This window comes from Nonomuraea sp. MTCD27, assembly GCF_041950495.1.
Classification (GTDB): domain Bacteria; phylum Actinomycetota; class Actinomycetes; order Streptosporangiales; family Streptosporangiaceae; genus Nonomuraea.
This window is the reverse complement of record NZ_JBGNUW010000017.1, coordinates 222,857-245,668: the sequence shown is the minus strand read 5'-3', so window position 1 is coordinate 245,668 and position 22,812 is coordinate 222,857. Positions and strand designations below refer to the sequence as shown.

General features: G+C 72.4%; 20 protein-coding genes. 10 read left to right on the top strand and 10 right to left on the bottom strand.

Annotated elements, in window-relative coordinates:
* Positions 1–87 precede the first annotated feature (87 nt).
* From ACBJ59_RS41500 to ACBJ59_RS41490, 3 genes are all read right to left on the bottom strand, one after another.
* The gene (locus ACBJ59_RS41500; protein WP_375115596.1) at positions 88–2,178 is read right to left on the bottom strand and encodes a 3-hydroxyacyl-CoA dehydrogenase NAD-binding domain-containing protein; all 2,091 of its coding nucleotides are present in this window, start codon (positions 2,176–2,178) and stop codon (positions 88–90) included.
* Positions 2,175–3,338 (bottom strand): acetyl-CoA C-acyltransferase, encoded by a 1,164-nt coding sequence (locus ACBJ59_RS41495; protein ID WP_364115158.1) that lies wholly within the window; start codon positions 3,336–3,338, stop codon positions 2,175–2,177. Before ACBJ59_RS41495 ends, ACBJ59_RS41500 begins: the two co-directional genes overlap by 4 nt.
* 61 nt (positions 3,339–3,399) lie before the next feature.
* Positions 3,400–4,128, bottom strand: a complete 729-nt coding sequence (locus tag ACBJ59_RS41490; protein WP_375115595.1) for a hypothetical protein — start codon at positions 4,126–4,128, stop codon at positions 3,400–3,402.
* Between ACBJ59_RS41490 and ACBJ59_RS41485 the strand changes: the two genes are divergently transcribed.
* Together ACBJ59_RS41485 and ACBJ59_RS41480 are read left to right on the top strand one after the other, a co-directional pair.
* A complete protein-coding gene (locus ACBJ59_RS41485; RefSeq protein ID WP_375115594.1) occupies positions 4,127–4,267 on the top strand; it encodes a hypothetical protein in 141 nt (46 codons plus the stop codon). The genes ACBJ59_RS41490 and ACBJ59_RS41485 overlap by 2 nt on opposite strands.
* 68 nt (positions 4,268–4,335) lie before the next feature.
* Positions 4,336–5,856, top strand: coding sequence for an LCP family protein (locus ACBJ59_RS41480; protein WP_375115593.1), 1,521 nt, complete (start codon positions 4,336–4,338; stop codon positions 5,854–5,856).
* 6 nt (positions 5,857–5,862) lie between these two features.
* Here the strand turns inward: ACBJ59_RS41480 and ACBJ59_RS41475 are convergent, their stop codons facing one another.
* Positions 5,863–6,594 carry an SDR family NAD(P)-dependent oxidoreductase gene (locus ACBJ59_RS41475; RefSeq protein WP_375115592.1) on the bottom strand — a complete coding sequence of 244 codons (732 nt, stop codon included), beginning with the start codon at positions 6,592–6,594 and terminating at the stop codon, positions 5,863–5,865.
* Positions 6,595–6,678: 84 nt separating this feature from the next.
* On the opposite strand from ACBJ59_RS41475, the gene ACBJ59_RS41470 reads away from it, so the two are divergent.
* The 7 genes from ACBJ59_RS41470 (at position 6,679) to ACBJ59_RS41440 (ending at position 14,839) form a co-directional block, all read left to right on the top strand.
* The gene (locus ACBJ59_RS41470; RefSeq protein WP_375115591.1) at positions 6,679–7,293 is read left to right on the top strand and encodes a TetR/AcrR family transcriptional regulator; all 615 of its coding nucleotides are present in this window, start codon (positions 6,679–6,681) and stop codon (positions 7,291–7,293) included.
* 208 nt (positions 7,294–7,501) lie between these two features.
* The gene (locus tag ACBJ59_RS41465; RefSeq protein ID WP_375115590.1) at positions 7,502–8,572 is read left to right on the top strand and encodes a hypothetical protein; all 1,071 of its coding nucleotides are present in this window, start codon (positions 7,502–7,504) and stop codon (positions 8,570–8,572) included.
* 272 nt (positions 8,573–8,844) lie between these two features.
* Entirely contained in the window at positions 8,845–9,837 is a 993-nt protein-coding gene (locus ACBJ59_RS41460; protein WP_364114940.1) for a LacI family DNA-binding transcriptional regulator, read from the top strand.
* Positions 9,834–10,607, top strand: coding sequence for a sugar phosphate isomerase/epimerase family protein (locus ACBJ59_RS41455; RefSeq protein ID WP_375115589.1), 774 nt, complete (start codon positions 9,834–9,836; stop codon positions 10,605–10,607). The genes ACBJ59_RS41460 and ACBJ59_RS41455 overlap by 4 nt, the downstream gene beginning before the upstream one ends.
* A 16-nt stretch (positions 10,608–10,623) precedes the next feature.
* Entirely contained in the window at positions 10,624–11,544 is a 921-nt protein-coding gene (locus ACBJ59_RS41450; protein ID WP_375115588.1) for an alkaline phosphatase family protein, read from the top strand.
* A gap of 74 nt (positions 11,545–11,618) precedes the next feature.
* A complete protein-coding gene (locus tag ACBJ59_RS41445) occupies positions 11,619–14,192 on the top strand; it encodes a PEP/pyruvate-binding domain-containing protein (RefSeq protein ID WP_375115587.1) in 2,574 nt (857 codons plus the stop codon).
* 29 nt (positions 14,193–14,221) lie between these two features.
* Entirely contained in the window at positions 14,222–14,839 is a 618-nt protein-coding gene (locus tag ACBJ59_RS41440; RefSeq protein ID WP_375115586.1) for a class I SAM-dependent methyltransferase, read from the top strand.
* A 73-nt stretch (positions 14,840–14,912) separates the two neighbouring features.
* Here ACBJ59_RS41440 and ACBJ59_RS41435 read toward each other — a convergent pair whose 3' ends face one another.
* From ACBJ59_RS41435 to ACBJ59_RS41415, 5 genes are all read right to left on the bottom strand, one after another.
* Complete coding sequence (locus tag ACBJ59_RS41435) at positions 14,913–15,818, bottom strand: sugar phosphate isomerase/epimerase family protein (RefSeq protein WP_375115585.1); 906 nt, start codon at positions 15,816–15,818, stop codon at positions 14,913–14,915.
* Entirely contained in the window at positions 15,815–16,981 is a 1,167-nt protein-coding gene (locus ACBJ59_RS41430) for a dihydrodipicolinate synthase family protein (RefSeq protein WP_375115584.1), read from the bottom strand. Before ACBJ59_RS41430 ends, ACBJ59_RS41435 begins: the two co-directional genes overlap by 4 nt.
* Positions 16,978–18,123: a Gfo/Idh/MocA family oxidoreductase gene (locus ACBJ59_RS41425; protein ID WP_364114954.1), complete on the bottom strand. Its 1,146-nt coding sequence runs from the start codon at positions 18,121–18,123 to the stop codon at positions 16,978–16,980. The genes ACBJ59_RS41430 and ACBJ59_RS41425 overlap by 4 nt, the downstream gene beginning before the upstream one ends.
* 126 nt (positions 18,124–18,249) lie before the next feature.
* On the bottom strand, positions 18,250–19,476 hold the full coding sequence (locus tag ACBJ59_RS41420) for an HRDC domain-containing protein (RefSeq protein WP_375115583.1): 1,227 nt from the start codon (positions 19,474–19,476) through the stop codon (positions 18,250–18,252).
* A gap of 45 nt (positions 19,477–19,521) precedes the next feature.
* Complete coding sequence (locus ACBJ59_RS41415) at positions 19,522–20,118, bottom strand: DUF3000 domain-containing protein (RefSeq protein WP_375115582.1); 597 nt, start codon at positions 20,116–20,118, stop codon at positions 19,522–19,524.
* A gap of 565 nt (positions 20,119–20,683) precedes the next feature.
* Here ACBJ59_RS41415 and hemE point away from each other — a divergent pair.
* Positions 20,684–21,745 carry a uroporphyrinogen decarboxylase gene (gene hemE, locus ACBJ59_RS41410; RefSeq protein WP_375115581.1) on the top strand — a complete coding sequence of 354 codons (1,062 nt, stop codon included), beginning with the start codon at positions 20,684–20,686 and terminating at the stop codon, positions 21,743–21,745.
* Between the two features lie 12 nt (positions 21,746–21,757).
* Here hemE and ACBJ59_RS41405 read toward each other — a convergent pair whose 3' ends face one another.
* A complete protein-coding gene (locus tag ACBJ59_RS41405; RefSeq protein ID WP_375115580.1) occupies positions 21,758–22,738 on the bottom strand; it encodes a DUF4349 domain-containing protein in 981 nt (326 codons plus the stop codon).
* Positions 22,739–22,812: the final 74 nt, after the last annotated feature.

The following is a 22,812-nucleotide window of genomic DNA, read 5'->3' as shown; positions in this document are numbered from 1 at the left end:
GTTACTCTCCGTTCGTAGGACGGCACCAAACGCTACGACGGAGGCCGGAGGGAGTTAAGGAGGCCCGCCGTACGGGCCTCCCCAAAATCAGGCGGGCAGCGAGGCCACCCCGGGTTCGAGGAACCGCGGCCGGGCGATGCCGCTCCTGTCCAGGTACGGGGTGATCCCGCCCAGATGGAACGGCCAGCCGGCGCCGAGGATCATGCACAGGTCGATGTCCTGCGCGGCGGCCACGACGCCCTCGTCCAGCATGATGCGGATCTCCTTGGCCAGGGCCCGCAGCACGCGCTCGCGCACCTGCTCGGCCGTGGACGGTGCGGAGCCGCCCGCGAACAGGGCCACCGCCTCCGGGTCGAGCGTGAAGTCCGGCCGGTAGACGCCCGGCTTGCCCGAGGCGACCAGCTTGGCCATGTTCTCCGAGACGCCGAAGCGGTCGGGGAACGCCTCGTGCAGCGTCTCGGCCACGTGCAGGCCGACCGCCGGGCCGACGAGCTGCAGCAGCGCGAACGGCGTCATCGGCAGCCCGAGCCCGTCGAGCGCGTGCTCGGCCGTCTCCAGCGGCGTGCCCTCGTCCACGGCGGCGACGACCTCGCCCATGAAGCAGGTCAGCAACCGGTTGACCACGAACGCCGGGGCGTCCTTGACCAGCACCGACGACTTCCTCAGCGACCTGCCCACCGCGAACGCCGTGGCCAGCGTGGCGTCGTCCGTCGCGGCGCCCCTGATGATCTCCAGCAGCGGCATGACCGCGACCGGGTTGAAGAAGTGGAACCCGACCAGCCGCTCCGGGTGCGCCAGCCCGGCGCCCATCTCGGTGAGCGACAGCGAGGAGGTGTTCGTGGCCAGCACGCACTCCGCCGAGACCACGGCCTCGACCTCGGCGAACACCTGCTTCTTGACCGCCATGTCCTCGAACACGGCCTCGATCACGAAGTCGGCGTCGGCGAAGGCGTCCTTGGTCAGCGAGCCGGTCACCAGGGCCTTGAGCCGGTTGGCCTGGTCCGGCGACACGCGGCCCTTGGACAGCAGCTTGTCCACCTCGGCGTGCACGTACCCGACGCCCTTGTCCAGCCGGGCCTGGTCGAGGTCGGTCAGCACGACGGGCACCTCCAGGCGGCGGGCGAACAGCAGCGCCATCTGCGAGGCCATCAGGCCCGCGCCCACCACGCCGACCTTGGTCACCTTGCGGGCCTGCGACGCGTCCGGCGCGCCCGCCGGCCGCTTGGCGCGGCGCTGCACGAGATCGAAGGAGTAGAGCCCGGCCCGCAGCTCGTCGCTCATGAGCAGGTCGGCCAGCGCGTCGTCCTCGGCGGCGAAGCCCTCGTCCCGGCCCGCGGTCTCGGCCCGCGCGATCAGGTCGAGCGCCCGGTACGGCGCCGGCGAGGCGCCCCGCAGCTTCATGTCCACCAGGAACCGGGCGTCGTTGACGGCCTTCTCCCAGCCCTCCCCGTGAGCCGGCCGCTCCACCGCCACGTCGCCGTTGACCACCTTGGCGGCCCAGCGCAGCGACTCCTCCAGGAAGTCCGCGGGCTCGAACATCGCGTCGGCCACACCCAGCCCGAACGCGTCCGTACCCTTGATCATGCGGTTGTTCGCCAGCGGGTTCTCGATGATCAGCTTGATCGCGTTCGCCGGGCCGACGAGGCGGGGCAGCAGCTGGGTGCCGCCCCAGCCCGGCACCAGGCCGAGGAAGCACTCCGGCAGCGCCACCGCGGGCACGCCCGCCGAGATCGTCCGGTACGTGCAGTGCAGCGCGATCTCCAGGCCGCCGCCCATGGCCGCGCCGTTCACGAACGCGAACGACGGGATCGCCAGCTCGCCCAGCCGGCGGAAGACGTGGTGGCCGAGCGCGCCGATGGCCAGCGCCTCCTCACGAGAGGCCACGGAGGCCGCGCCCTTGAGGTCGGCGCCGACGGCGAAGATGAACGGCTTGCCCGTCACGCCCACCGCGGCCAGGTCGGTGCGCTGGGCGATCTCCGACAGCGCCCCGTTCAGCGCGAACAGGCCGTGCGGGCCGAACGTGTTGGGCTTGGTGTGGTCGAAGCCGTTGTCCAGGGTGATCAGCGCCATCGTGCCGGCGCCGTAGGGCAGCTGCACGTCGCGCACGAGCGCCTTGGTGACGACTTCGTCGGTGTTGCGCTCGCTCAGCAGCGCCCGCCAGGTGTCGATGTTGGTCATGCCAGGTTCTCCCAGATCACGGTGCCGCCCATGCCCATGCCGACGCACATCGTGGTGATGCCGTAACGCACGTCGGGACGCTCGCCGAACTGCCGGGCGAGCTGCGTCATCAGCCGCACGCCCGAGGAGGCGAGCGGGTGGCCGTAGGCGATCGCGCCGCCGTAGGCGTTGACGCGGGGGTCGTCGTCGGCGATCCCGAAGTGGTCGAGGAAGGCCAGCACCTGTACGGCGAACGCCTCGTTGATCTCGAACAGCCCGATATCCGAAATATCGAGATTCGCCAGGCGAAGCGCCCGCTCCGTGGACGGGATCGGCCCCACGCCCATGACCTCGGGATCCACACCCGCGAACGCGTACGACACCAGCCGCATCTTCGGCGTCAGCCCCAGCTCGGCCGCGACGTCCGCGGCGGCCACCACGCAGCCGGTGGCGCCGTCGTTGATGCCGGAGGAGTTGCCCGCCGTGACGTGGCCGTGCGGCCGGAACGGCGTCTTGAGCCCGCCCAGCCCCTCCATCGTCGTGCCCGGCCGCGGCGCCTCGTCCTCGACGGCCAGGCCCCAGCCCTTCTCCGCCGTCCTGATCGCGGTCGGCACCAGGTCGGGCTGGATCTTGCCGTCGGCGTACGCCTTGGCCGCCTTCTCCTGCGACAGCACCGCGTACGCGTCCGCGCGCTCCTTGGTGATCGCCGGGTAGCGGTCGTGCAGGTTCTCCGCCGTCATGCCCATGACCAGCGCGCTGGGGTCGACCAGCTTCTCCGACAGGAAGCGCGGGTTCGGGTCGACGCCCTCGCCCATGGGGTGGCGGCCCATGTGCTCGACGCCGCCGGCGATGGCGACGTCGTACGCGCCGAACGCGATGCCGCCCGCGACCGTGGTGACCGCCGTCATCGCGCCCGCGCACATGCGGTCGATGGCGTAGCCGGGCACGGTCTTCGGCAGGCCGGCCAGCACCGCCGCCGAGCGCCCGATGGTCAGGCCCTGGTCGCCGATCTGCGTGGTCGCGGCGATGGCGACCTCGTCCACACGCTCGGGTGGCAGGTTGGGGTTACGCCTGATGAGCTCGCGGATGACGCGGACGACCAGGTCGTCGGCGCGGGTCTCCGCGTACAGCCCCTTCGGCCCTGACCTGCCGAAGGGCGTGCGCACGCCGTCGACGAACACGACGTCACGAGAGGAAGGCACGGATTCGCTCCTCGCTTGTGGATGGGGTTCCGTGCCTATGCTACTCGTCGGTAACAACCCCGCAGACGAGGGCGGCGGTGAGCAGCGCGTAGATCACGCCGGTGGCCGGCTCCCAGAGGTGGGCGCGGGCCCCGAGCAGGGCCGCGACCGCAACGGCCGCGCCCGTCCAGAGCGCCGCGCCCTCTCGCGGACGCGCGCCGTGGCCGGGGTCCCATGGATCGCCAGGTGATCCGCCCGATCGCAGGGCGCGCGCCAGTATCCCCAACGCGTCCCGTGCCCACCAGAGCAGGAACAACACCCCGGCGGCCACGCTGATCACCGACAGCGCCTCTACGGCCCAGGTCAGCGCGTCGGCGAAGGCGTACATGGCGGCCTCGCGGAAGAAGCGCGGCGCGGTCCAGCCGAGCAGGAGGGTCACCGCCCAGCCGCAGGCGACGGCCAGCCGGGTCAGGGGGCGGGCCCGGCCGGAGCGGGCGGCGGCGTACAGCTCCCGCTCCCTCTGCCGGACCAGGCGGGCCCGCGCGCCCCAGGCGTACTGGGTGATCGCGAGGGCGGGGAGGGCGGCGGCGAAGACGGCCAGGGACAGGACGGCCAGCGGGAGCGCGTGTTCCCTGGTCGCGGCCCGGTCGGCGAGCAACTGCGCGGTGGCCAGCAGCGCGATCGAGGCGGAGAGCGCCACGAGCGCGCCGCGCCGGGCGGTTCTGGCCCTGGCGCGCAGTCCGGCCACCTCCTGCGCGCCGGGGGGTGGGGCCATCTCGGTCAACAGCATGACCGTCATGATGGCGTCACCGTGCGTCGTGACGCCGCGTTTTCGCATGCTTTGGATGGAGCCCTCGATCGCGGTGATTGAGGAGTATCCGCAGGGCCACCGTCTGACCGATGATGGGGAGGCGAACAAGCCGAGATGAACGGACATGTCCTCCTGAGTTCCTGTTTGTGACTAAGCTTCGCGATCATGGCGCAAGGGGTGAACCGCGTGGGAAATCGGCAGGAAGAAGCGGTTCTGGGGCGTCGCGTCGCCCCGCCACCACCTCCGCAGCCGGGCCGGCGGAAGCGCCGTTCCGAGCCGCGGCGCAACCCGCTGACGCCGCTCGGCTGGGTGAGCGTGGCGCTGACGATCCTGCTGGTGGCCGGCTCCCTCGGCGGCTACGCCTACTACCGCTACCTCTTCGGCGGCCTGGTGACCGCGCCCATCGATGTGGGCCCGAGCCGCCCGCCGGACACCGGCGCGCTCAACGTGCTGCTCGTCGGCTCCGACTCCCGCGACGGCGACAACAAGAAGTACGGCGCCAAGTCCCAGGGCACGGGGGAGCGCACGGACACCATCATGCTCCTGCACATCGCCCCGAACCGGGACAACGCCACCATGATCAGCTTTCCGCGCGACTCCATGGTCATGATCCCGCAGTGCAAGGGCAGGAACGGCGCCGTGCTGCCCGCCGGGCTCCGCCAGATCAACTCCGCCTTCAACGACGGCGGCATCAACTGCACGATCAGGACCCTCGAGTCCCTCACCAACATCAAGATCAACCACTTCGTGAAGGTCGACTTCACCGGATTCAAGGCCATCATCGACGCCATCGGCGGCATCGAGATCTGCCTGCCCAAGCCGGTCAACGACCCCCAGGCCAAGCTCGTGCTGGGCGCGGGCAAGCACGTGGTGAACGGCGAGCAGGCGCTCGGCTACGTCCGCACCAGGTACGCCCTGGGCGACGGCAGCGACCTCAGCCGGATCCAGCGCCAGCAGGTCTTCCTCACCGCGGTGCTGGAGAAGGTCACCGACGGCGGCCTGCTCACCGACCCCATCAAGCTGAACGGCTTCCTGCAGGCGGCCGTCCAGGCCGTCACCGTGGACGACAAGCTCTCCCTCGATCGGATGGTGGAGATCGGCAACAGCGTCAGGGGCCTGACCGCCAAGGAGCTCAAGGGCATCACGGTGCCCATCGAGCCGTACCCGGCGGACACGGACCGGGTGCAGTTCGCCGAGCCGGCCGCGCGCGACTTCTTCGAGAGCGTGCGCAACGACGTCGAGGTCACCACCTCTCCCACGCCGGGCAAGTCCGCCGCCCCCAAGATCGAGCACGGCCAGGTGCGCCTGCAGGTGCTCAACGCCAGCGGCCAGGACGGCAAGGCCATCCAGGTGGCCGACGCGCTGGCCGCCCAGGGCTTCGTGGTCACGCAGGTCGGCAACGCCGCCCCGGCGGACACCACGACGATCCGGTACGCCAGGAAGGACGCCCAGGACGGCCCCGCCTACGGTGACGCGCTGGCCGCGCGGCTGTCGAAGGACAAGCGCACGCCCGTGGAAGGCAAGGTCAAGGCTCTGGTCTCCCAGCCGTACGAGTCGAAGAGCGCCGGGAAGCCCGCCAAGGCCCCCGACGGGCCGGTCATCCAGCTCGTCATCGGGAAGGACTGGCCCGGCGTGCGGGTCGCCTCGGCGATCCCGGACTCGCTCAAGGACAAGGTCGTCGACAGCAGCACCGACCCGTGCCTGTAGCTCAGGTCAGGCCGTCACGCCGGCGTCCACGGGGATCGTCGCGCCCGTGACGGCGCGCCCGCCCTCCCCGGCGAGATAGGCCACGGCGGCGGCGATGTCCTCGGGCGAGCAGTAGCGGCCCAGCGCGGTGTGGCGCCGCTCCTCGTCGGCCTCCGGGCTGTCGGCCGGGTTCATCTCGGTGTCGGTGGAGCCGGGGCTGACCAGGTTCGCGGTGATGCCGCGCGGGCCCAGGTCCCTGGCCAGGCCCTTGGTCAGGCCGATCAGCGCGGACTTGCTCATCGCGTACGCCGTCCAGCCCTCGTACGGCACCCGCTCGGCCAGGCTGCTGCCGATGAGCACGATGGCGGCGCCCGCGCTCATGTGCCGCGCCGCCGCCTGCGCCAGCACGAACGACGCCCGCGCGTGCACGGCGAGCAGCTCGTCCACCTGATCGACGGTCACCTCCTCCAGCGCCCCGTACGGCGCGATGCCCGCATTGCTCACCAGCACGTCAAGGCGGCCCAGCTCGCCGGCCGTCCGCTCCACCGCCTCCACCAGCGCCCGCGGGTCGGCGGCCTCGGTGCGCAGGCCGAGCGCGCGCCCGCCGGCCGCCTCGATCTCCTTGACCACGGTGGCGGCCCGCCCGCCCGCGCTCCGGTACGTGATCGCCACGTCGAACCCGTCACCCGCCAGCCGCCGCGCGACGGCCGCTCCGATCCCCCTGCTGCCCCCTGTCACCAGGGCGACTCTCCGTGCCATGAGCGCCTCCTTATCCGGAATTAATTCCGCTTTCGACTGTAAGCGGAACCCATTCCGGATGCAAGCGGTGCGAGGATGGGACTCGTGAGACGCGAGCCCACCGAGCCGGAGACCGCGACGACCAAGGGGGCGGGGCGGCGGGAGCGCACCGACGCCGCCCGCAACCGGGCCAAGATCCTCGCCGCGGCCGAGGGCATCGTCGCCACGCAAGGGGTGCAGGGCCTGTCCATGGCGGACGTGGCCGCGGCGGCGGGGGTCGGCGTCGGCACGCTCTACCGGCGTTTCGGGGACCGCTCGGGGCTGGCGTACGCGCTGATCGACGCGCGGGAGCGGGAGTTCCAGGCGGCGTTCATCGAGGGCCCGCCGCCGCTGGGGCCCGGCGCGCAGCCGGGGGAGCGGGCCAGGGCGTTCCTGCGGGCGCTCACGGACCGGACGGTCGAGCAGCTCGATCTTCTGCTCATGGCGGAGACGGCGGGGCCGCTGGCCCGCTTCGGCGGCGCGTACGAGGCCTATCACGGGCACCTCGCCATGCTGATCGGCCGGTTGCGCCCGGAGGCCGACGCCTTCTGCCTGGCCGACGCCCTCCTGGCGCCGCTCGCCGCGCCACTGCTCGTCCACCGGCTCAGGGACGGCGGGGTGGGGGTCGAGCGGGTGAAGGCGGCGCTCGACGAACTGCTCTCCGGGATCACCGGCGATTGATCTTCAGGACTGTACCCGGGGTGTGACGAGACGATAGCATTGGGGCATATGTTACAGAGAGTAGTTTTAGCGAAACATGTGAAATTTTCCGACAAGAGATGGTAGGAAGGGGCGCGGTCCGAATTCGTACTAGAGAGGTTCCATCGTGGCGCGCGACGAGAACGACAGGCCATACGAGGATGGGCAGGGTAGGTCGTTAAACCCGGAGTTGACGGGTGATGTGCTGTCCCCGCGGTGGAGCACCGAGGACACCGACGAGCAACCCGCCATCCAGGTCGTCGGCAACGAGACCTACATCCTCCCGCTCGACAAGGGCACGCCTGCCGGTGAGCCGCCGCTCGGCGAGGGCGTGCATGACGTGCTGGACCCCGCCCCACGCGGTCTCCTGGCCGCCGATTCGCACGACGTGCTCGGGGGCCCGCACGACGTGCTGGGCGGGGCGGCCGGGTCGCATGACCTGGGCGGTCCCAGCGGACCCCACGACCTGGGCGGTCTGAGCGGGCCGCACGACTTCGGGGGCGCCAGCGGGCCGCACGACTTCGGCGGCGCCAGCGGGCCGCACCCCGTGGAGGACGACAGCCCCTACCTCCCGCTGGACCGCGGCTACGACCCGGCGCGGGACGACGACCGCGACGACGACCCGCCCAGGCGCGGGTTCCTCGGCTCGGGGTGGACCGACGACTCCCATGACGGGGGCTCGGGGGGCTCGGGGGGCGAGGGCGAGGTGCGCCGCCGTACCAGGGTGCTGCTGGTGGCGGCCGTCGCGGTGGTGCTCGTCGGCGTGGGCGCCGGCTGGATGCTCACCGGTACGTCCTCCGACGACCCCTGCGCGGGCGCCCGGTGCGCCAGCGCGGGTGAGGTGACCTCGCCCTCCGACTCCGCCGTGCCAGAGGAGACGCCGGTCGAGGAGGAGGTCAGCCCCGAACCCACCGATTCGGCCACCGGCGAGCCGACCGAGTCCGAGACCGTAATGCCGACGCCCACGCAGCAGCGGGCCCGGCCGACGCGCGAGCCCTCGGCCCGCCCGACGCCCACCCGCGCCGGGGAGCCGACCTCGAAGACCACCAGCAGGCCGACCCGGGCGCCGCAGAACGACACGATGGACGACACCGCGGACACCACGGGGCAGGACAACGACGACGCGCCGGCGACCAAGCAGCCGGAGTCGAACAACCAGAGCCCCACCACGCAGCCGCCGGCCACGACCCAGGCGCCCGCCCCGACGCCGACGCAGGAGCAGCGCAAGGGCCTGCTCGACATCCTGTTCCCCTGGTCCTGACCTCCGGCCCCGGGCCTTGCCCGCCCTGGGCCTGACCCGCTCCCGGGTCTGACCCACCCCTGGGCCTGACCGCCCGGCCCCCGCACCCCGGCTCCCGGCGGGAGGCGTCCCCGTCCAGGGGAGGCTTCCGGCCCGGGCGGGGTGGCGGGGGCGTCGTCCGGCCTTCCCCGGGGCCGGGCCCGGTGAGCGTGCGGCCTGAGGCCGGGCGTGGCAGGATGCGGATCCAGGTGCCGGTCTGGCAGACTGGGAAACCGCTTTCCGGGGAGGTCAACGTGGTCACGCTGGAAGACGTCGCCAAGCAGGCGGGCGTCTCGCTCGCGACCGCCTCGCGGGTGCTCAACGGCAGCACCCGCCAGGTGGGCGCGGCCCTGCGGGCACGCGTCGAGCAGGCCGCGGACGAGCTCGGCTACCGTGCCAACATCGCCGCCCAGACGCTGGCCCGCGGGGCGAGCAACGTCATCGGCATCGTCGTGCACGACCTGACCGACCCCTACTTCGCGGCCCTGGCCGACGGGGCGATGCGGGCGGCGGCGACCGAGGGGCTGCTGGTCATGGTGGGCACCACGCATCGCGACCCCGAGCAGGAGATCGCCTACGTCGCCACCCTGAACGCCCAGCGCGTCCGGGCCGTGCTGCTGGTCGGCTCGCGGGTCGCCGACCCGGCCGTCACCGGCCGCCTGCGCGACGAGCTGGCCCGATACCAGGCGGGCGGCGGCCGGGCGGCCTGCGTGGGGCAGGATCTCCTCGGCGTGGACACCGTCGCGCCGGCCAACAGGGAAGGGGCGGCGGAGCTGGCCCGGGCGCTGGCCGGGCTGGGGCACACGCGCTTCGCGGTGCTGGCCGGGCCGCCGCACCTGGTGACGGCGGCCGACCGGTGCGCCGGTTTCGCCGGCGCGCTCGACGAGCTGGGGCTGCCGGCCCCGCAGGTGATCCACGGGCCGTTCGACCGCGACGGTGGTTATGCCGCGGCCCAGCAGGTCGGGGACGCGACGTGCGTGTTCGCGGTCAACGACGTGATGGCGGTGGGGGCGCTGGCGGCCTGCCGCGAGCGCGGGATCAGGGTGCCCGAGGACGTGTCGGTGGCCGGGTTCGACGACATCGTCACTCTGCGTGATCACGTGCCCGCGCTGACGACCGTGCGGCTGCCGTTGAAGGACATGGGGGCGCGGGCGCTGGAGCTGGCGCTGAACGAGGACGAGCCCGTGGTGGTCGAGCAGGTCGCCGGCGAGGTCGTCCTGCGGGAGAGCGTGCGGAGGATGGCGTGAAGCTGGCGGTCAGCACGCTGGGGATGCCCGGCGAGGGCCTGGACAGGACGATCGAGATCGCGGTGGAGCAGGGCTGCCAGGGGCTGGAGCTGCGCCTGCATCCGGACACCAGCGTGCACGCCGGGCTCGGCGCGGCAGAGCGGCGGGCCGTGCGGGAGCGGGTCGAGAGCGCGGGGCTGGAGATCGCGGCTCTCGCCGGATATGTCGGCATCTGCGAGCCGGGGCCGGACGGGCCGGTCGTCGAGGCGCTCCTCGCCGACCTGCGGCTCGCCGCCGACCTCGGCGCGCCCGGCGTGCGGGTGTTCCCGCGCGGCGACGACGTGACCGTGGGCGCCCGCAGGCTCAAGGCGGTCTCCGGTACGGCCGGCGACCTCGGCCGCCGCGTGCTCGTCGAGACGCACGACAGCATGGCGACCTGCGCCGCCGTGGCCGCGCTGCTCGACGCGGCGGGCTGCCCCGAGACCACCGGCGCGATCTGGGACCTGCTGCACCCGTGGCGCCACGGCGAGCCGCCGGCGCGCTCGCTGGCCGCGCTGGGCCCTCACCTGTCCTACGTGCAGATCAAGGACGCCGTCTCGGCTCAGGACACCACGCCGGTGCCCATGTGGACGGGGTCGGTGCCGCTGGACGAGGCGGGGGAGCTGCTGCGCGGCGCGGGTTACGACGGCTGGGTGTCGCTGGAGTGGGAGCGTACGTGGTATCCGCAGGTGGCACCGGTCGAGGAGATCCTGCCGGGTGCGGGGGAGTGGGTGCGGCGTTTCGCCCCTTAACCGCTTAGATGGGGGGATGTCCGCATTTAGCAGCAAGGTGCTCGTCGTCGGCATGGACGGCCTGCGGTTCGACCGGTTGATCGCCCTGGACGCCCCCGTGCTGGCCGGGTTGATGTCCTCCGGTGCGTACGGCACCAGCAAGCTCCCCTACGGCGAGGCCGGCACCCCGCGCACGGAATCCCCTGGAGAGGTCGTCCCCAAGACCCCCGAGCCCGGCGACGGCGGCCGGGTGATCAGGTCGCGTACCGACTCGGGCCCCGGCTGGTCCTCCATCGCCACCGGCGCCTGGCCCGACAAGCACGGCGTCGTCGACAACGGCTTCGCGAGCGCCCAGTTCGCGAAATTTCCGGACTTCTTGACTCGGGCCAAGACCGCTCGCCCCCACCTGACCACCTCGGCGTTCTTCTCGTGGGCGGCCCTCGCCGAGCACGGCGCCTTCGGCCCGTCGATCGACCGCAGGTTCGTCCTCGACGGGTACGCCGTCGGCTGGGCCGAGGCCGACGCCCAGGTCGCCGACGCCGCCGAGCGCCACCTGTCCGAGGACGACCCGGACGCCGTGTTCGTCTACCTGGGCGACACCGACGAGGTGGCCCACGACCTCGGCCCCCACTGCCCCGAGTACGCCGCCGCCCTCAAGGCCCAGGACGCCTACCTGGGCCGCCTGCTCGACGCGATCCGCGCCCGGCCCGCGTACCCCGGGGAGCGCTGGACCGTGCTGGTCACGACCGACCACGGCCACGTGGACGAGGGCGGGCACGGCGGCACCACGGACGAGGAGCGCACGGTGTTCGTGATCGTGAACCGGCTCGGCGAGGACCTGGGCGGCCGCTCGCTCGGCGCCCCCCGGCTGGTGGACGTGGGACCGACGGCCCTGGCCGTGCTGGGCGTCGCCCTCGACCCCGCGTGGGACCTGGACGGCGTTCCCCTGGAACCTTGATTCATCAAGTGTTGAATTTCTGCCCGGGAAGCGTGAAACTGGTGACAGGACGCTGAACGGCAGGAGAGCATTCGATGAAGACGGCCCTGGACTTCACCGAGATCGACGCGGGCATGCTGGCCGAGGTGGGTGGCAAGGCCGCCAACCTCGGCGAGCTGACCCGGGCCGGGCTGCCCGTGCCGCCCGGCTGGGTGCTCACCACGGAGGCGTACCGCCAGGTCGCGCAGGGCCTGGAGACCGGCGGCGAGGGGCTGGCCGAGCGGGCCAGGCGGCACTTACTGCAGGCTCCGGTGCCGGAGGCCGTCCGGGAGGAGATCGTGAAGTCGTACGCCGCGCTCGGCGACGACGTGCCCGTCGCGGTCAGGTCCTCCGCCACGGCGGAGGACCTGCCGTTCGCCAGCTTCGCCGGCCAGCAGGACACCTTCCTCAACGTGGTGGGCGCGCAGGCGGTGGTGGAGGCCGTACGCCGCTGCTGGGCCTCGCTCTGGACCGACCGGGCCGTGGCCTACCGCGAGTCCAACGGCATCGACCACGCCTCGGTGCGGCTGGCGGTGGTCGTCCAGGAGATGGTGGAGGCGCAGGTGGCGGGCGTGATGTTCACCGCCAACCCGGTGACCGGGCGGCGGCGCGAGGCCGTGATCGACGCCAGCCCCGGGCTCGGCGAGGCCGTCGTCTCCGGCGCCGTGAACCCCGACCGCTTCCGCGTCTTCGACGGGGAGATCCTCGAACGGCACGCCGGCGACAAGCTGCTGGCCATCCGCTCCCTGCCCGGCGGCGGCACCGAACGCGTAGAGACCTCCCACGACGGTCTCTGCCTGACCGACGACGAGGTGCGCCGGCTGGCCGCGCTGGGCGCCCGCGTCGAGGACCATTACGGCGCCCCGCAGGACACCGAGTGGGCCGTCGACCGCGACGGCACCCTCTGGCTCACCCAGTCCAGGCCGATCACCACGCTCTACCCGCTGCCCGAGCGGCCCAGGCCGGGGCTGCGGGTGTACTTCTCGGTCAACGTCGTGCAGGGCGTCATGGGGCCGCTCACACCGATGGGGCAGTCGGTGTTCCGGGTGATCAGCGCGGGCGGGGCGGGCCTGGCCGGGCATGCCCCCGCCGACCCCCTCGACGGCGCGCCCTTCCTCACCGCCTCGGGGGAGCGAATCTGGCTCGACCTCACGACCGTCGTACGCAGCCGTCCCGGCCGCGCCATCCTCCCGCGCATGCTGACGCTCGGCGAGGCGCGTGCCGTGACCATCATGGAGGGGCTGTTCGAGGACCCGCGCCTCACGCTGGCGCACACCTCCCTGCGCCCCTTCCTGCGCGGCCTCGGGCGCTTCGCCCGCCGCGTCCGCGTTCCCGCCCGCGTCCTGACGGCCCTGACCAGGCCGGCCAAGGCGGTCGCGGACACCGTCCGGCTCGGCGAGGAGCTCGACCGGCGGCTGCGGGTGCCCGCCACCGCCACCCCGGCACAGCGCCTCGACCACGCCGAGCGCGTGCTCGCCGGCACCTTCCCGCTGATCATCTCGATCATGCCGACCGCGGTCACCGGCTACGCGCTGTTCGCGCTGGCGTCGAAGCTCTCCGGCGTGCCGGTGAACGAGATGAGCGACGTCCTGCGCAGCGTGCCGCACAACCCGACCACGGAGATGGACCTGGAGCTGTGGGAGCTGGCCACCCGCGTCGAGCCGGCGCCGTTCAAGGAGCGGACGGTGGCCGAGCTGGTGCGCCTCTACCAGGAGGGCGGGCTCCCGCCGGTCGCCCAGCGCGAGATCACCGCGTTCCTGGACAAGTACGGCCACCGTGGCGTCGCCGAGATCGACGTCGGCGTGCCGAGGTGGTCCGAGGAGCCCGCGCACATCCTCGGCGTGCTGGCCAACTACCTGCGCATGGACGGCGCGGCCGACCTCGCGCCCGACGCGCTGTTCGCCAGGGGCGCGCGGGAGGCGCGCACCGCGATCGCCCGCGTGGCGTCGAGGGCGCGGGGGAGGGGACGGTGGCGGGCCGCCGTCGTGCGCTTCGGGCTCGGGCGTACGCGCCGGTACGCCGGGCTGCGCGAGCTGCCCAAGTTCTACCTGGTCAAGACGATCGCGGCGGTCCGGCGCAGCCTGCTCGCGGTCGGCGAGCACCTGGTGGGCCTCGGCGTGCTGGACTCGGCCGGGGACGTGTTCTTCCTGGACCTGCGGGAGACCCGGGCCGCGCTGGGCGGGGGAGACCTGCGGGAGCTGGTGGCCGGGCGGCGGGCGGCGTACGAGCAGGAGCGGCGCCGCAGGCACGTGCCCCGGGTGCTGCTCTCCGACGGCACCGAGCCCGAGGCCCTCGCGCAGCCGGCCGCGGACGGCGCCCTGACGGGCACGGCGGCCTCGGCCGGCACGGTCACGGGCATCGCCCGGGTCGTGCTCGACCCCGTCGGCGCGCACCTGGAACCGGGCGAGATCCTCGTCTGCCCCTCGACCGACCCCGGCTGGACGCCGCTGTTCCTGACCGCCGGCGGGCTGGTGATGGAGATGGGCGGCGCGATGTCGCACGGCGCGGTGGTGGCCAGGGAGTACGGCATCCCGGCAGTCGTCGGCGTGCCCCACGCCGTCGACCGCATCTCCTCGGGCCAGGAGATCACGGTGAACGGCGCGGCCGGAACGGTGACGATCCCGTCATAGCGCAACGCCGCCGGCGCTATGGTGATCAAATGTCCGAGCCCTACTGGAACCACAACGTTCACTACCAGAGCCTGGTCATGAAGCTCGTGCCCCGGGGCTGCGGGCGGGCGCTCGACATCGGCTGCGGCGACGGGCTGCTGGCGAGCAAGCTGGCCGCCCGCGTACCGGACGTGACCGCCGCCGACCGGTCACCGGAGGCGGTCGCCCTGGCCTGCGAGCGCCACGGTCACCTGGACAACGTCTCCTTCGTGACGGCGGACTACCTCGACGACCCGCACGGCCTGCTCCCCGAGGGCAAGTACGACTTCATCAGCGCCGTCGCCGTCACCCACCACGCCGAGTTCCGGCAGTCCGCGCGGGCCCTGGCCCGGCTGCTGGCGCCGGGCGGGCGGCTGGTGGTCGTCGGCCTGGCGTTGAACCGCTCGCCCAGCGACTGGGTCATCAGCGGCACCGCCCAGGTCGTCTCCCGCCTGCTGCAACTGCGGCACGGCCCCAAGAGCGGGCCGGGCCAGGCCGTGCCCGGCACGCCGCCCGTCCTGTCGTGGGCCGAGACCGGGCGGCTGGCCCGCGAGGAGCTGCCCGGCTGCCGCTACCGCCGCCTGCTGCTGCGCCGCTACCTGCTGGTCTGGGACCGGCCGGACCAGTGAGAGTGAGGGAAGGGAGCGGCGGCTCGCGTGCGGGAGGGAGCGGCGGCGCGACCGCACGCCGCTCCGTCCGGGGTCACGCCGGCAGCACCACGTCCTCGTAGCGGGCTTTCATCGTGGCCACGACCTCGTCGGGGTCGGCGGCCCAGACGTCGGCGTTGAAGATCTCCACCTCGACGTCACCGGTGTACCCGGCCGCCTGGACGGCCCGCGTGATCGGCCGGAAGTCGATCACGCCGTCGCCCATCATGCCCCGCCCCAGCAGCACGTCCTCCGGCAGCGGGTGCAGGTAGTCGCACACCTGGTAGCCGGCGATCCGGCTCCCGGCCCGCGCGATGTCCTCGAACAACCGCGGGTCCCACCACACGTGGAACGTGTCGACCACCACGCCGACCTGCTCCTCCGGGTGGGCCAGGCTCAGCTCCAGCGCCTGCGCCAGCGTGGACAGCACCGCGCGGTCCGGGCAGTAGATCGGGTGCAGCGGCTCCAGGGCCAGCTTCACCCCCCGCTCACCGGCATAGGGCGCCAGCTCCGCCAGCGCCTCGGCCACCCGCTCCCGGGCCCCGGCCAGGTCGCGCGTGAAGCCGCCGGCCGGCCCCGCGGCGGGCAGCGCCTCTCCCGGCCGCACGCCGGGCAGGCCGCCCACCACCATCACCAGGCAGGCCGCCGCCAGCTCGGCCGCCTCGTCGATGGCCCGCCGGTTGTCCTCCAGCGCCCTGGCGAAGGCCGTACGGCCCTCCTCGCCGGGCAGCCCGCCCGCCGTCAGGAAGCCGCCCCGGCACAGCGACGACACCCGCAGCCCGGCCGACCGCACCAGCTTGACGCTCTCGGCGAGCCCCTGCTCGGCGACCTTCTCCCGCCACAGCCCGATCGACTCCAGGCCGTGCCGCACGCACCCGTCCACGGCCTCGGCCAGCGACCAGCGCCGGGTCGTCCACTGGTTCAGCGAGAGGCTGCCGCGTCCCGTGGTTCCCTCGCTCACAGCCCGTTCACCGCCAGCAGGGACTTCATGCGGCGCACGGCCAGCTCCTGGTCGGCCAGCAGCCCGGCCCGGTCGGTCAGGCGGAACACCTCCGACAGGTGGAGCAGCGAGCGGGCCGACTGGGCGCCGTTCACCATGGCGAACGCGTCCTGGTGACCGTTCAGCCAGGCCAGGAAGACGATGCCGGTCTTGTAGTTGTACGTGGGCGTCTCGAAGATCTTGCGCGACAGCGGCACGGTCGGGGCGAGGATCTCGTCGTACGAGGCCAGCAGCCGTTCCCGGTCCGCCTCGTCACGTGCCGCCTCGGCCGCGTCCAGCACCTGGAGCGCCGCCGCGGCCGCCGGGGCGATGGCGTCGAAGATGCCCAGCAGCGCGTGCGAGCCCGACCTGATCAGCGACGGGTAGTTGAAGTCGTCGCCCGTGTACAGCCTGACGCCCTCGGGCAGCGCCGCGCGCAGCCCGATCTCGTGCTCCTCGTCCAGCAGCGACACCTTCACGCCGTCCACCATCGCGGCGTGGGCGTGGATCAGCTCCAGGAACGACTCCGTGGCCGCCGCCACGTCGCGCGAGCCCCAGTAGCCGGCCAGGTTCGGGTCGAACATCTCGCCCAGCCAGTGCAGGATGACCGGGCGGTCGGCCAGGCCGAACAGTTTGCCGTACACCTGGTGGTAGTCGGCGGGGCCCGTGGCCACCCGGGCGAGCTGGCGGGAGGCCATGACGATCACGCCGGCGCCGGCGGACTGCACGGTCTCGATCTGCTCGGCGTACGCGGCGGTGATCGTGTTCAGGTCGCCGGCCCCGGGCGCGTGGTCGGTGCCCGCGCCGCAGGCCACCAGCGTCGCCGGGTCGCCGTACGAGCGGGCCTCCGCGGCGCTGCGCCGGATGAGCTCCTTGGTGGCCGCCCAGTCCAGGCCCATGTTGCGCTGGGCGGTGTCCATGGCGTCGGCGACGCGCAGGCCGTGCGACCACAGGTGGCGGCGGAAGCGCAGCGTGGCGTCCCAGTCGACGGCGGCGGGGGAGCCGGGCGTGTTGTCGCCCAGCGGGTCGGCCACGACGTGGGCGGCGGCGTACACGATGCGGCTCGACGCCGGGGTCCCGACGACCGGCCAGGTCGTCGGCTCGCTCAGGGTGTAGGCGCCGATGCCGGGAAGGTCGATCCTCACAGCCCGGGCACCTCGATCCTGCGGCCCTCGGCGTTCGAGCGCAGCCCCAGCTCGGCGAGCTGGACGCCGCGCGCGCCCGAGGCGAAGTCGTTCGGGAAGGGTGCGTCCTCCACCACGTGCCGGATGAACGCCTCCCACTGGATCTTGAACCCGTTGTCGAACTCCGCGTTGTCCGGCACCTCCTGCCAGCCGTCGCGGAAGCGCGCCGTGGCGGGCAGGTCCGGGTTCCAGACGGGCTTGGGGGTGGCCGAGCGGTGCTGGACGCGGCAGTTGCGCAGGCCCGCCACGGCGCTGCCGTGGGTGCCGTCCACCTGGAACTCCACCAGCTCGTCCCGGTTCACGCGGACGGTCCAGGAGGAGTTGATCTGGGCGACGATGCCGCCCTCCAGCTCGAAGATCCCGTACGCGGCGTCGTCGGCGGTGGCCTGGTACGTGTTCCCCTGCTCGTCGACGCGTGCCGGGATGTGCGTCACAGCCTGGGCGTAGACGGACTGGACCCGGCCGAACAGGTTCTCCATCACGTAGTGCCAGTGCGGGAACATGTCGAGCACGATGCCGCCGCCGTCCTCGGCCCGGTAGTTCCAGGACGGGCGCTGCGCCTCCTGCCAGTCGCCCTCGAACACCCAGTAGCCGAACTCGCCGCGCACCGACAGGATTCGGCCGAAGAAGCCGCCGTCGATCAGCCGCTTCAGCTTGAGCAGGCCGGGGAGGAAGAGCTTGTCCTGCACGACGCCGTTCTTGACGCCCTTGGCCGTGGCGGCCTCGGCCAGCGCGATGGCCTCCTGCGTCGACTCGGCCGTCGGCTTCTCGGCGTAGATGTGCTTGCCGGCCTCGATGGCCTTCAGCACGGCCTTCACCCGGGCGCTGGTGACCTGGGCGTCGAAGTAGATCAGGTTGTCGTCGTCGGCGAGGGCCGCGTCGAGGTCCGTGGTGAAATCCGAAATTCCATGCTTAGCGGCGATATCTGCAAGTTTGTCGGCATTGCGTCCGACCAGCACTGGCTTGAGGTTGATCCTGGAGCCGTCCGAGAGCGTCACACCGCCCTGCTCGTTGATGGCCAGGACGGAACGGACCAGATGCTGGCGGTAGCCCATCCGTCCGGTGACGCCGTTCATCACGACGCCGATGGTGCGCACGCTCATGAGGATCCCTTCAGGCAAAACATGGGGAAAGCGCTTTCCCGAACCGTACGGCCGGGCCACCGAGGGCGTCAAGTAGCGCGAACCTCAGGTGGGCCTCGACCGCGGGTGAGTGCACCCGGTGCGAGCCTAGAGCTCGCCGCGCATCTCCAGCCTGGCCAGGGCCTTGGCGATGGGATGGGCGGCCAGGGAGAGCTGCCACTCGCGGGCCCCGAGCTCGCGCAGCCGGGCGGTCACGCTCTCGTCGGTGATCTCCGCGGGCGGCTCCCAGGTGAGCCTGCGTACGGCGTCGGGCTGCAGCAGGTTCTCCGTCGGCATGTGGTGCTCGTCGGCCAGCGCGGCCACCACGGCGCGGGCCGCGGCCAGGCGCTTGGCGGCGGCCGGATCGCGGTCGGCCCAGCGGTTGGGCGGCGGCGGGCCGTCGCCGGGCGTGCTGGGCTGGGGCAGCTGGCCGTCGGGCAGGCCACGGGCCTTGGCCACCGCGGCGAGCCAGTCGCTCATGTGCCTGCGCGCACTTCTGCCAGTGAATGCCGAAATTTCGGTCAATGCCTTCTTGGTGCGGGGTCCCTCCAGCGCGGCGGTGACGATCGCCGCGTCGGGCAGCACCCGGCCGGGCGCGAGGTCGGCCTCGCGGGCGATCCGGTCGCGCATGGTCCACAGCTCGCGCACGATGGCCAGGGCGCGCACGTTGCGTACTTTGTGGATGCCCGAGGTGCGCCGCCAGGGGTCGGACCTGGGCGCGGGCGGCGGCGTGTTGAGCACGGCCGCGAACTCCTCGCGCGCCCACTCCAGCTTCCCGCTGTCGGTCAGCTCCTGGTGGAGCACGTCACGCAGCTCGACCAGGACCTCCACGTCGAGCGCGGCGTAGCGCAGCCAGTCTTCCGGCAGCGGCCTGGTGGACCAGTCGGCCGCCGAGTGGCCCTTCTCCAGCCGCAGCCCGAGCACGGTCTCGACCATCGTGCCGAGCCCCACCCGCTCGTAGCCGAGCAGCCGGCCGGCCAGCTCGGTGTCGAACATCTCGCGCGGCTTGAACCCGACCTCCATCAGGCACGGCAGATCCTGGGAGGCCGCGTGCAGCACGATCTCCGCCCCGGACACGGCCCGGTCGAGCCCGGACAGGTCGGGGCACCCGATCGGGTCGATCAGCGCGGTGCCCGCCCCCGCCCGGCGCAGCTGCACGAGGTAGGCGCGGTTGCCATAGCGGTAGCCGGACGCGCGCTCGGCGTCCACCGCGACGGGGCCGCTGCCCGCGGCGAACCTGTCCACCACCTCGGCCAGACCTGCGGCGTCGGCGACGACCGGAGGGATGCCCTCGCGTGGCTCGAGCAGCGGCTCCACAGTGCGTTCTTCTGTCATGAGTTCACCGACCTCATGACGCTGGTGCTGTCTTGACTGGTGCCCTCACTTCGTTCGGTCACTCTCCGGATCATCACGTCTGCGGGGCAGGGCGGCCACGTCGGGCGGGAGCGGCGGCATGCCCGCCGCCAGGCACATCAGGTCGCACCAGGCGGCGACATGGCCGGAGAGATCCTCCTGCGCGGGTGACCATGAGGCCCGCAGTTCGAGCTCGGTCGTGACCGGGTCGTCGGCCTTGTTGCCGAAGCCCTCGGACACGGCTCTTGTCACCGTACCGCCAGCGGCGGAGTAGTCGGCCTGATGCGCCTCCAGAGCCTCGGTCAGCCAGCTCCAGGCGACGGGCCCGAGCAGCGGGTCGGAGGTGATCTCCGGCTCCATGTCGGCCCGGACGTAGGCCACCAGCCGGAACGGGCCCTCCCAGCCCCGCTGGCCCTCGGGGTCGTAGAGCAGGATCAGCCGGCCGACCGCGAGCTCGTCGTCGTCGCGGTAGACCGACGCGCCGATGGCGGCCGCGTAGGGGGCCAGCCGCTGCGGCGCGGGCAGGTCCTCGAGCTCGATCTCCGGCCTGACCTCGGTCCGCCGCAGGCTCTCCGCCGCGCGGGTGAACGCGGCGGGCGGCGGTGGCTGGTCACCGAGTGTCATAGCCGAAGCGTAGGTCGAAGACGGGCGGAAGGGGACCACGGGGGTGCTCATCCTTCGTGATCAAGCCGCTGCCGTAACCAGCTGGCGAACCGGGCGGGTGGACTCCGCGGCGCCGAGCAGGATCGCGTGGCCGCAGTCGGCGCAGGCCCACTCGGGGCACTCGCCCGGTTCGTGACCGTCGAGGCACGGCGGCTGCTCGAACGGCCGCTCACCGGCGCAGGAAGGGCAGTGCTCACTGCGGCGCTCTGGGGAACTCCACAACGCGGTCATCGCACGAGTCATCGAACCGGGGCCTTTCTTCGGGTCGTGGCTCCGACGTTGGCACGAGCCGCTGACAATTCCCCGCAACGCGCTCGGCGTGTCCCGAAAGTGGTCGCTGAATCGATGCCGCGCGGTGGCTTGGGGAACATTTGGCCCAGTCGAGACCGGCTCTCTGGGCGGGCATGGGGTGTGTTCGACCCGTGTGCGCTGCCGATGCCGAGCAGACCGGTAAACCTTCATCTGGCTATCTGATCATGATTTGGGGTATCCAATGCATCTTTTTCCGACACCTCGCACCGGTGTCATGACCGGCCCCCCTGCATGGCACCCTGGTGTGGTGAACCTCGCCGACTCAGCGTTCCTGCGTGCCTGCCGCCGCCAGCCCGTCCCGCACACCCCTGTCTGGTACATGCGACAGGCCGGGCGGTCACTGCCGGAATACCTGAAGGTCCGCGAGGGTGTGCCGATGCTCACCGCGTGCGCGACGCCCGACCTGATCGTCGAGATCACCATGCAGCCGGTCCGCCGCTACGGCGTCGACGCGGCCGTCTTCTTCAGTGACATCGTGGTCCCGCTCAAGGCCATCGGCATCGACCTCGACATCAAGCCGGGCGTCGGCCCGGTCGTGGCCGACCCCATCCGCGACGCCAAGGGCCTCGACGCGCTGCGCCCGCTGGAGCCCGGCGACGTGCCCTACGTCACCGAGGCCATCAGGGCGCTGACCGGCGAGCTCGGCGGCATCCCGTTGATCGGCTTCGCCGGGGCGCCGTTCACGCTCGGCTCCTATCTGATCGAGGGCGGGCCGTCGAAGAACCACGACCGCACCAAGGCCATGATGTACGGCGCCCCCGAGCTGTGGCACTCGCTGATGGAGCGGCTGTCGGACATCGTCCTTGAGCACCTGCGCATCCAGATCGCGGCCGGGGCCTCGGCGGTGCAGCTCTTCGACTCGTGGGTGGGGGCGGTGGCGCCGGACGACTACCGCGAGTTCATCCTGCCCCACACCCGCCGCATCTTCGAGGCCGTCGCGGGCGTGCCCCGCATCCACTTCGGCGTGGGCACCGGCGAGCTGCTCGGGGTGCTCGGCGAGGCCGGCGCCGACGTGGTGGGCGTGGACTGGCGGGTCCCGCTCGACGAGGCGGCCCGCCGGGTCGGCCCGGGCAGGGCGCTGCAGGGCAACCTGGACCCGGCGATCCTGCTGGCGCCGTGGGAGGTCGTCGAGCGCAAGGCCCGCGAGGTGCTGCGCCGGGGCGAGGCGGCCGAGGGTCACGTGTTCAACCTGGGGCACGGCGTGCTCCCCTCGACGGACCCCGACCAGCTCAAGCGCCTGACCGACCTGGTCCACGAGCACGGCCGCGCGAGCTGAGCGGCCGCGCGACTAGGCGGTCGTGGCCGGTTGCGTGCCGGGCTGCGCCGGAGGCGGACCGTGCGGCGTCGGACCGGGCGGAGGGGGCGGCGTCGGACGGGGCGGGCGCCTGCGGCGGTTCCGCCGTACGAGCCAGACGAACAGCACGATCAGCGGCGAGGAGAAGACCAGCCACGGCAGCAGCGCCCCGATCACGGTGAGCGCCACCTTCGTGAACGTGACCAAAGCCTGCCAGCCGGACTTCAGGCCGCCGAAGAAACCGGCCGGCTCCTCGGCCGGGTCCTCGACCACGGCGACGGGCCCCACCAGCCGCAGCGTCAGCGTGGCCATGGCGACCTGCGTGGCCAGCTCCTTCTGCTGCGCCTGCAACGACTCCAGATCGGACTCCCGGGCCGAGATCTCCCGCTCGACCTCCAGCACCTGCCCGATCGTGTCGGCCTTCTTCAGCAGCGCGCGCAGCGACTCCAGGGACTGCTGCGCCGACCTCAGCCGGCTCTCCACGTCGGCCACCTTCAGGGTGACGTCCTGGGTGCCCTGGTTCATCGACAGCTGCTTGCCCAGATCCTTGCCGAGCCGCCCCAGCATCTCCGAGTATTTCGGGGGCGGGATCTTGAAGACCAGCGTGGCGGTGTCCCGGGTGTCGCTGGCCGAGTTGGTCTCCTCCCGCGACAGGTAGCCGCCGGCCGCGGTGACGATCTGCTTGGCCTGCTGCACGGCCGTGCTCACCTGCTTGGCGCGTACGGTCATGGTCCCGGTGTAGATGACCTGCCGCTCCTGCTGGGTGACCTTGACGTTCGCGACGATGCCGTCCTTGCCCCGCGACAACTGCTCCCTCTGGACGCTCTCCTCACGGGCGGCGCCGCCGGACTCGGCGGCCGGTGCGCCGGCCGAATCGGAGGTGCTGGAGTTGAGGGACCCGCCCCCGCCGCAGCCGGTGAGTAACAAGGCCGCGCAGGCCCCCGAGAGCGCGATGCCGTACCGGAATCTGGTCATGTCCATATGACGGCCTCAGGATCGTGCCGGTTTGATGGGATGAATCACGGTCCGGTCACATGCCCCGAACTGCT

Coding starts and splice junctions, on each gene's coding strand:
- ACBJ59_RS41500 (WP_375115596.1), bottom strand. CDS start 2,178: ATGACCAACATCGACACCTGGCGGGCGCTGCTGAGCGAGCGCAACACC.
- ACBJ59_RS41485 (WP_375115594.1), top strand. CDS start 4,127: ATGACCGTCATGATGGCGTCACCGTGCGTCGTGACGCCGCGTTTTCGC.
- ACBJ59_RS41490 (WP_375115595.1), bottom strand. CDS start 4,128: ATGCTGTTGACCGAGATGGCCCCACCCCCCGGCGCGCAGGAGGTGGCC.
- ACBJ59_RS41475 (WP_375115592.1), bottom strand. CDS start 6,594: ATGGCACGGAGAGTCGCCCTGGTGACAGGGGGCAGCAGGGGGATCGGA.
- ACBJ59_RS41450 (WP_375115588.1), top strand. CDS start 10,624: ATGTCCGCATTTAGCAGCAAGGTGCTCGTCGTCGGCATGGACGGCCTG.
- ACBJ59_RS41445 (WP_375115587.1), top strand. CDS start 11,619: ATGAAGACGGCCCTGGACTTCACCGAGATCGACGCGGGCATGCTGGCC.
- ACBJ59_RS41440 (WP_375115586.1), top strand. CDS start 14,222: ATGTCCGAGCCCTACTGGAACCACAACGTTCACTACCAGAGCCTGGTC.
- ACBJ59_RS41425 (WP_364114954.1), bottom strand. CDS start 18,123: ATGAGCGTGCGCACCATCGGCGTCGTGATGAACGGCGTCACCGGACGG.
- ACBJ59_RS41420 (WP_375115583.1), bottom strand. CDS start 19,476: ATGACAGAAGAACGCACTGTGGAGCCGCTGCTCGAGCCACGCGAGGGC.
- ACBJ59_RS41415 (WP_375115582.1), bottom strand. CDS start 20,118: ATGACACTCGGTGACCAGCCACCGCCGCCCGCCGCGTTCACCCGCGCG.
- hemE (WP_375115581.1), top strand. CDS start 20,684: ATGACCGGCCCCCCTGCATGGCACCCTGGTGTGGTGAACCTCGCCGAC.
- ACBJ59_RS41405 (WP_375115580.1), bottom strand. CDS start 22,738: ATGACCAGATTCCGGTACGGCATCGCGCTCTCGGGGGCCTGCGCGGCC.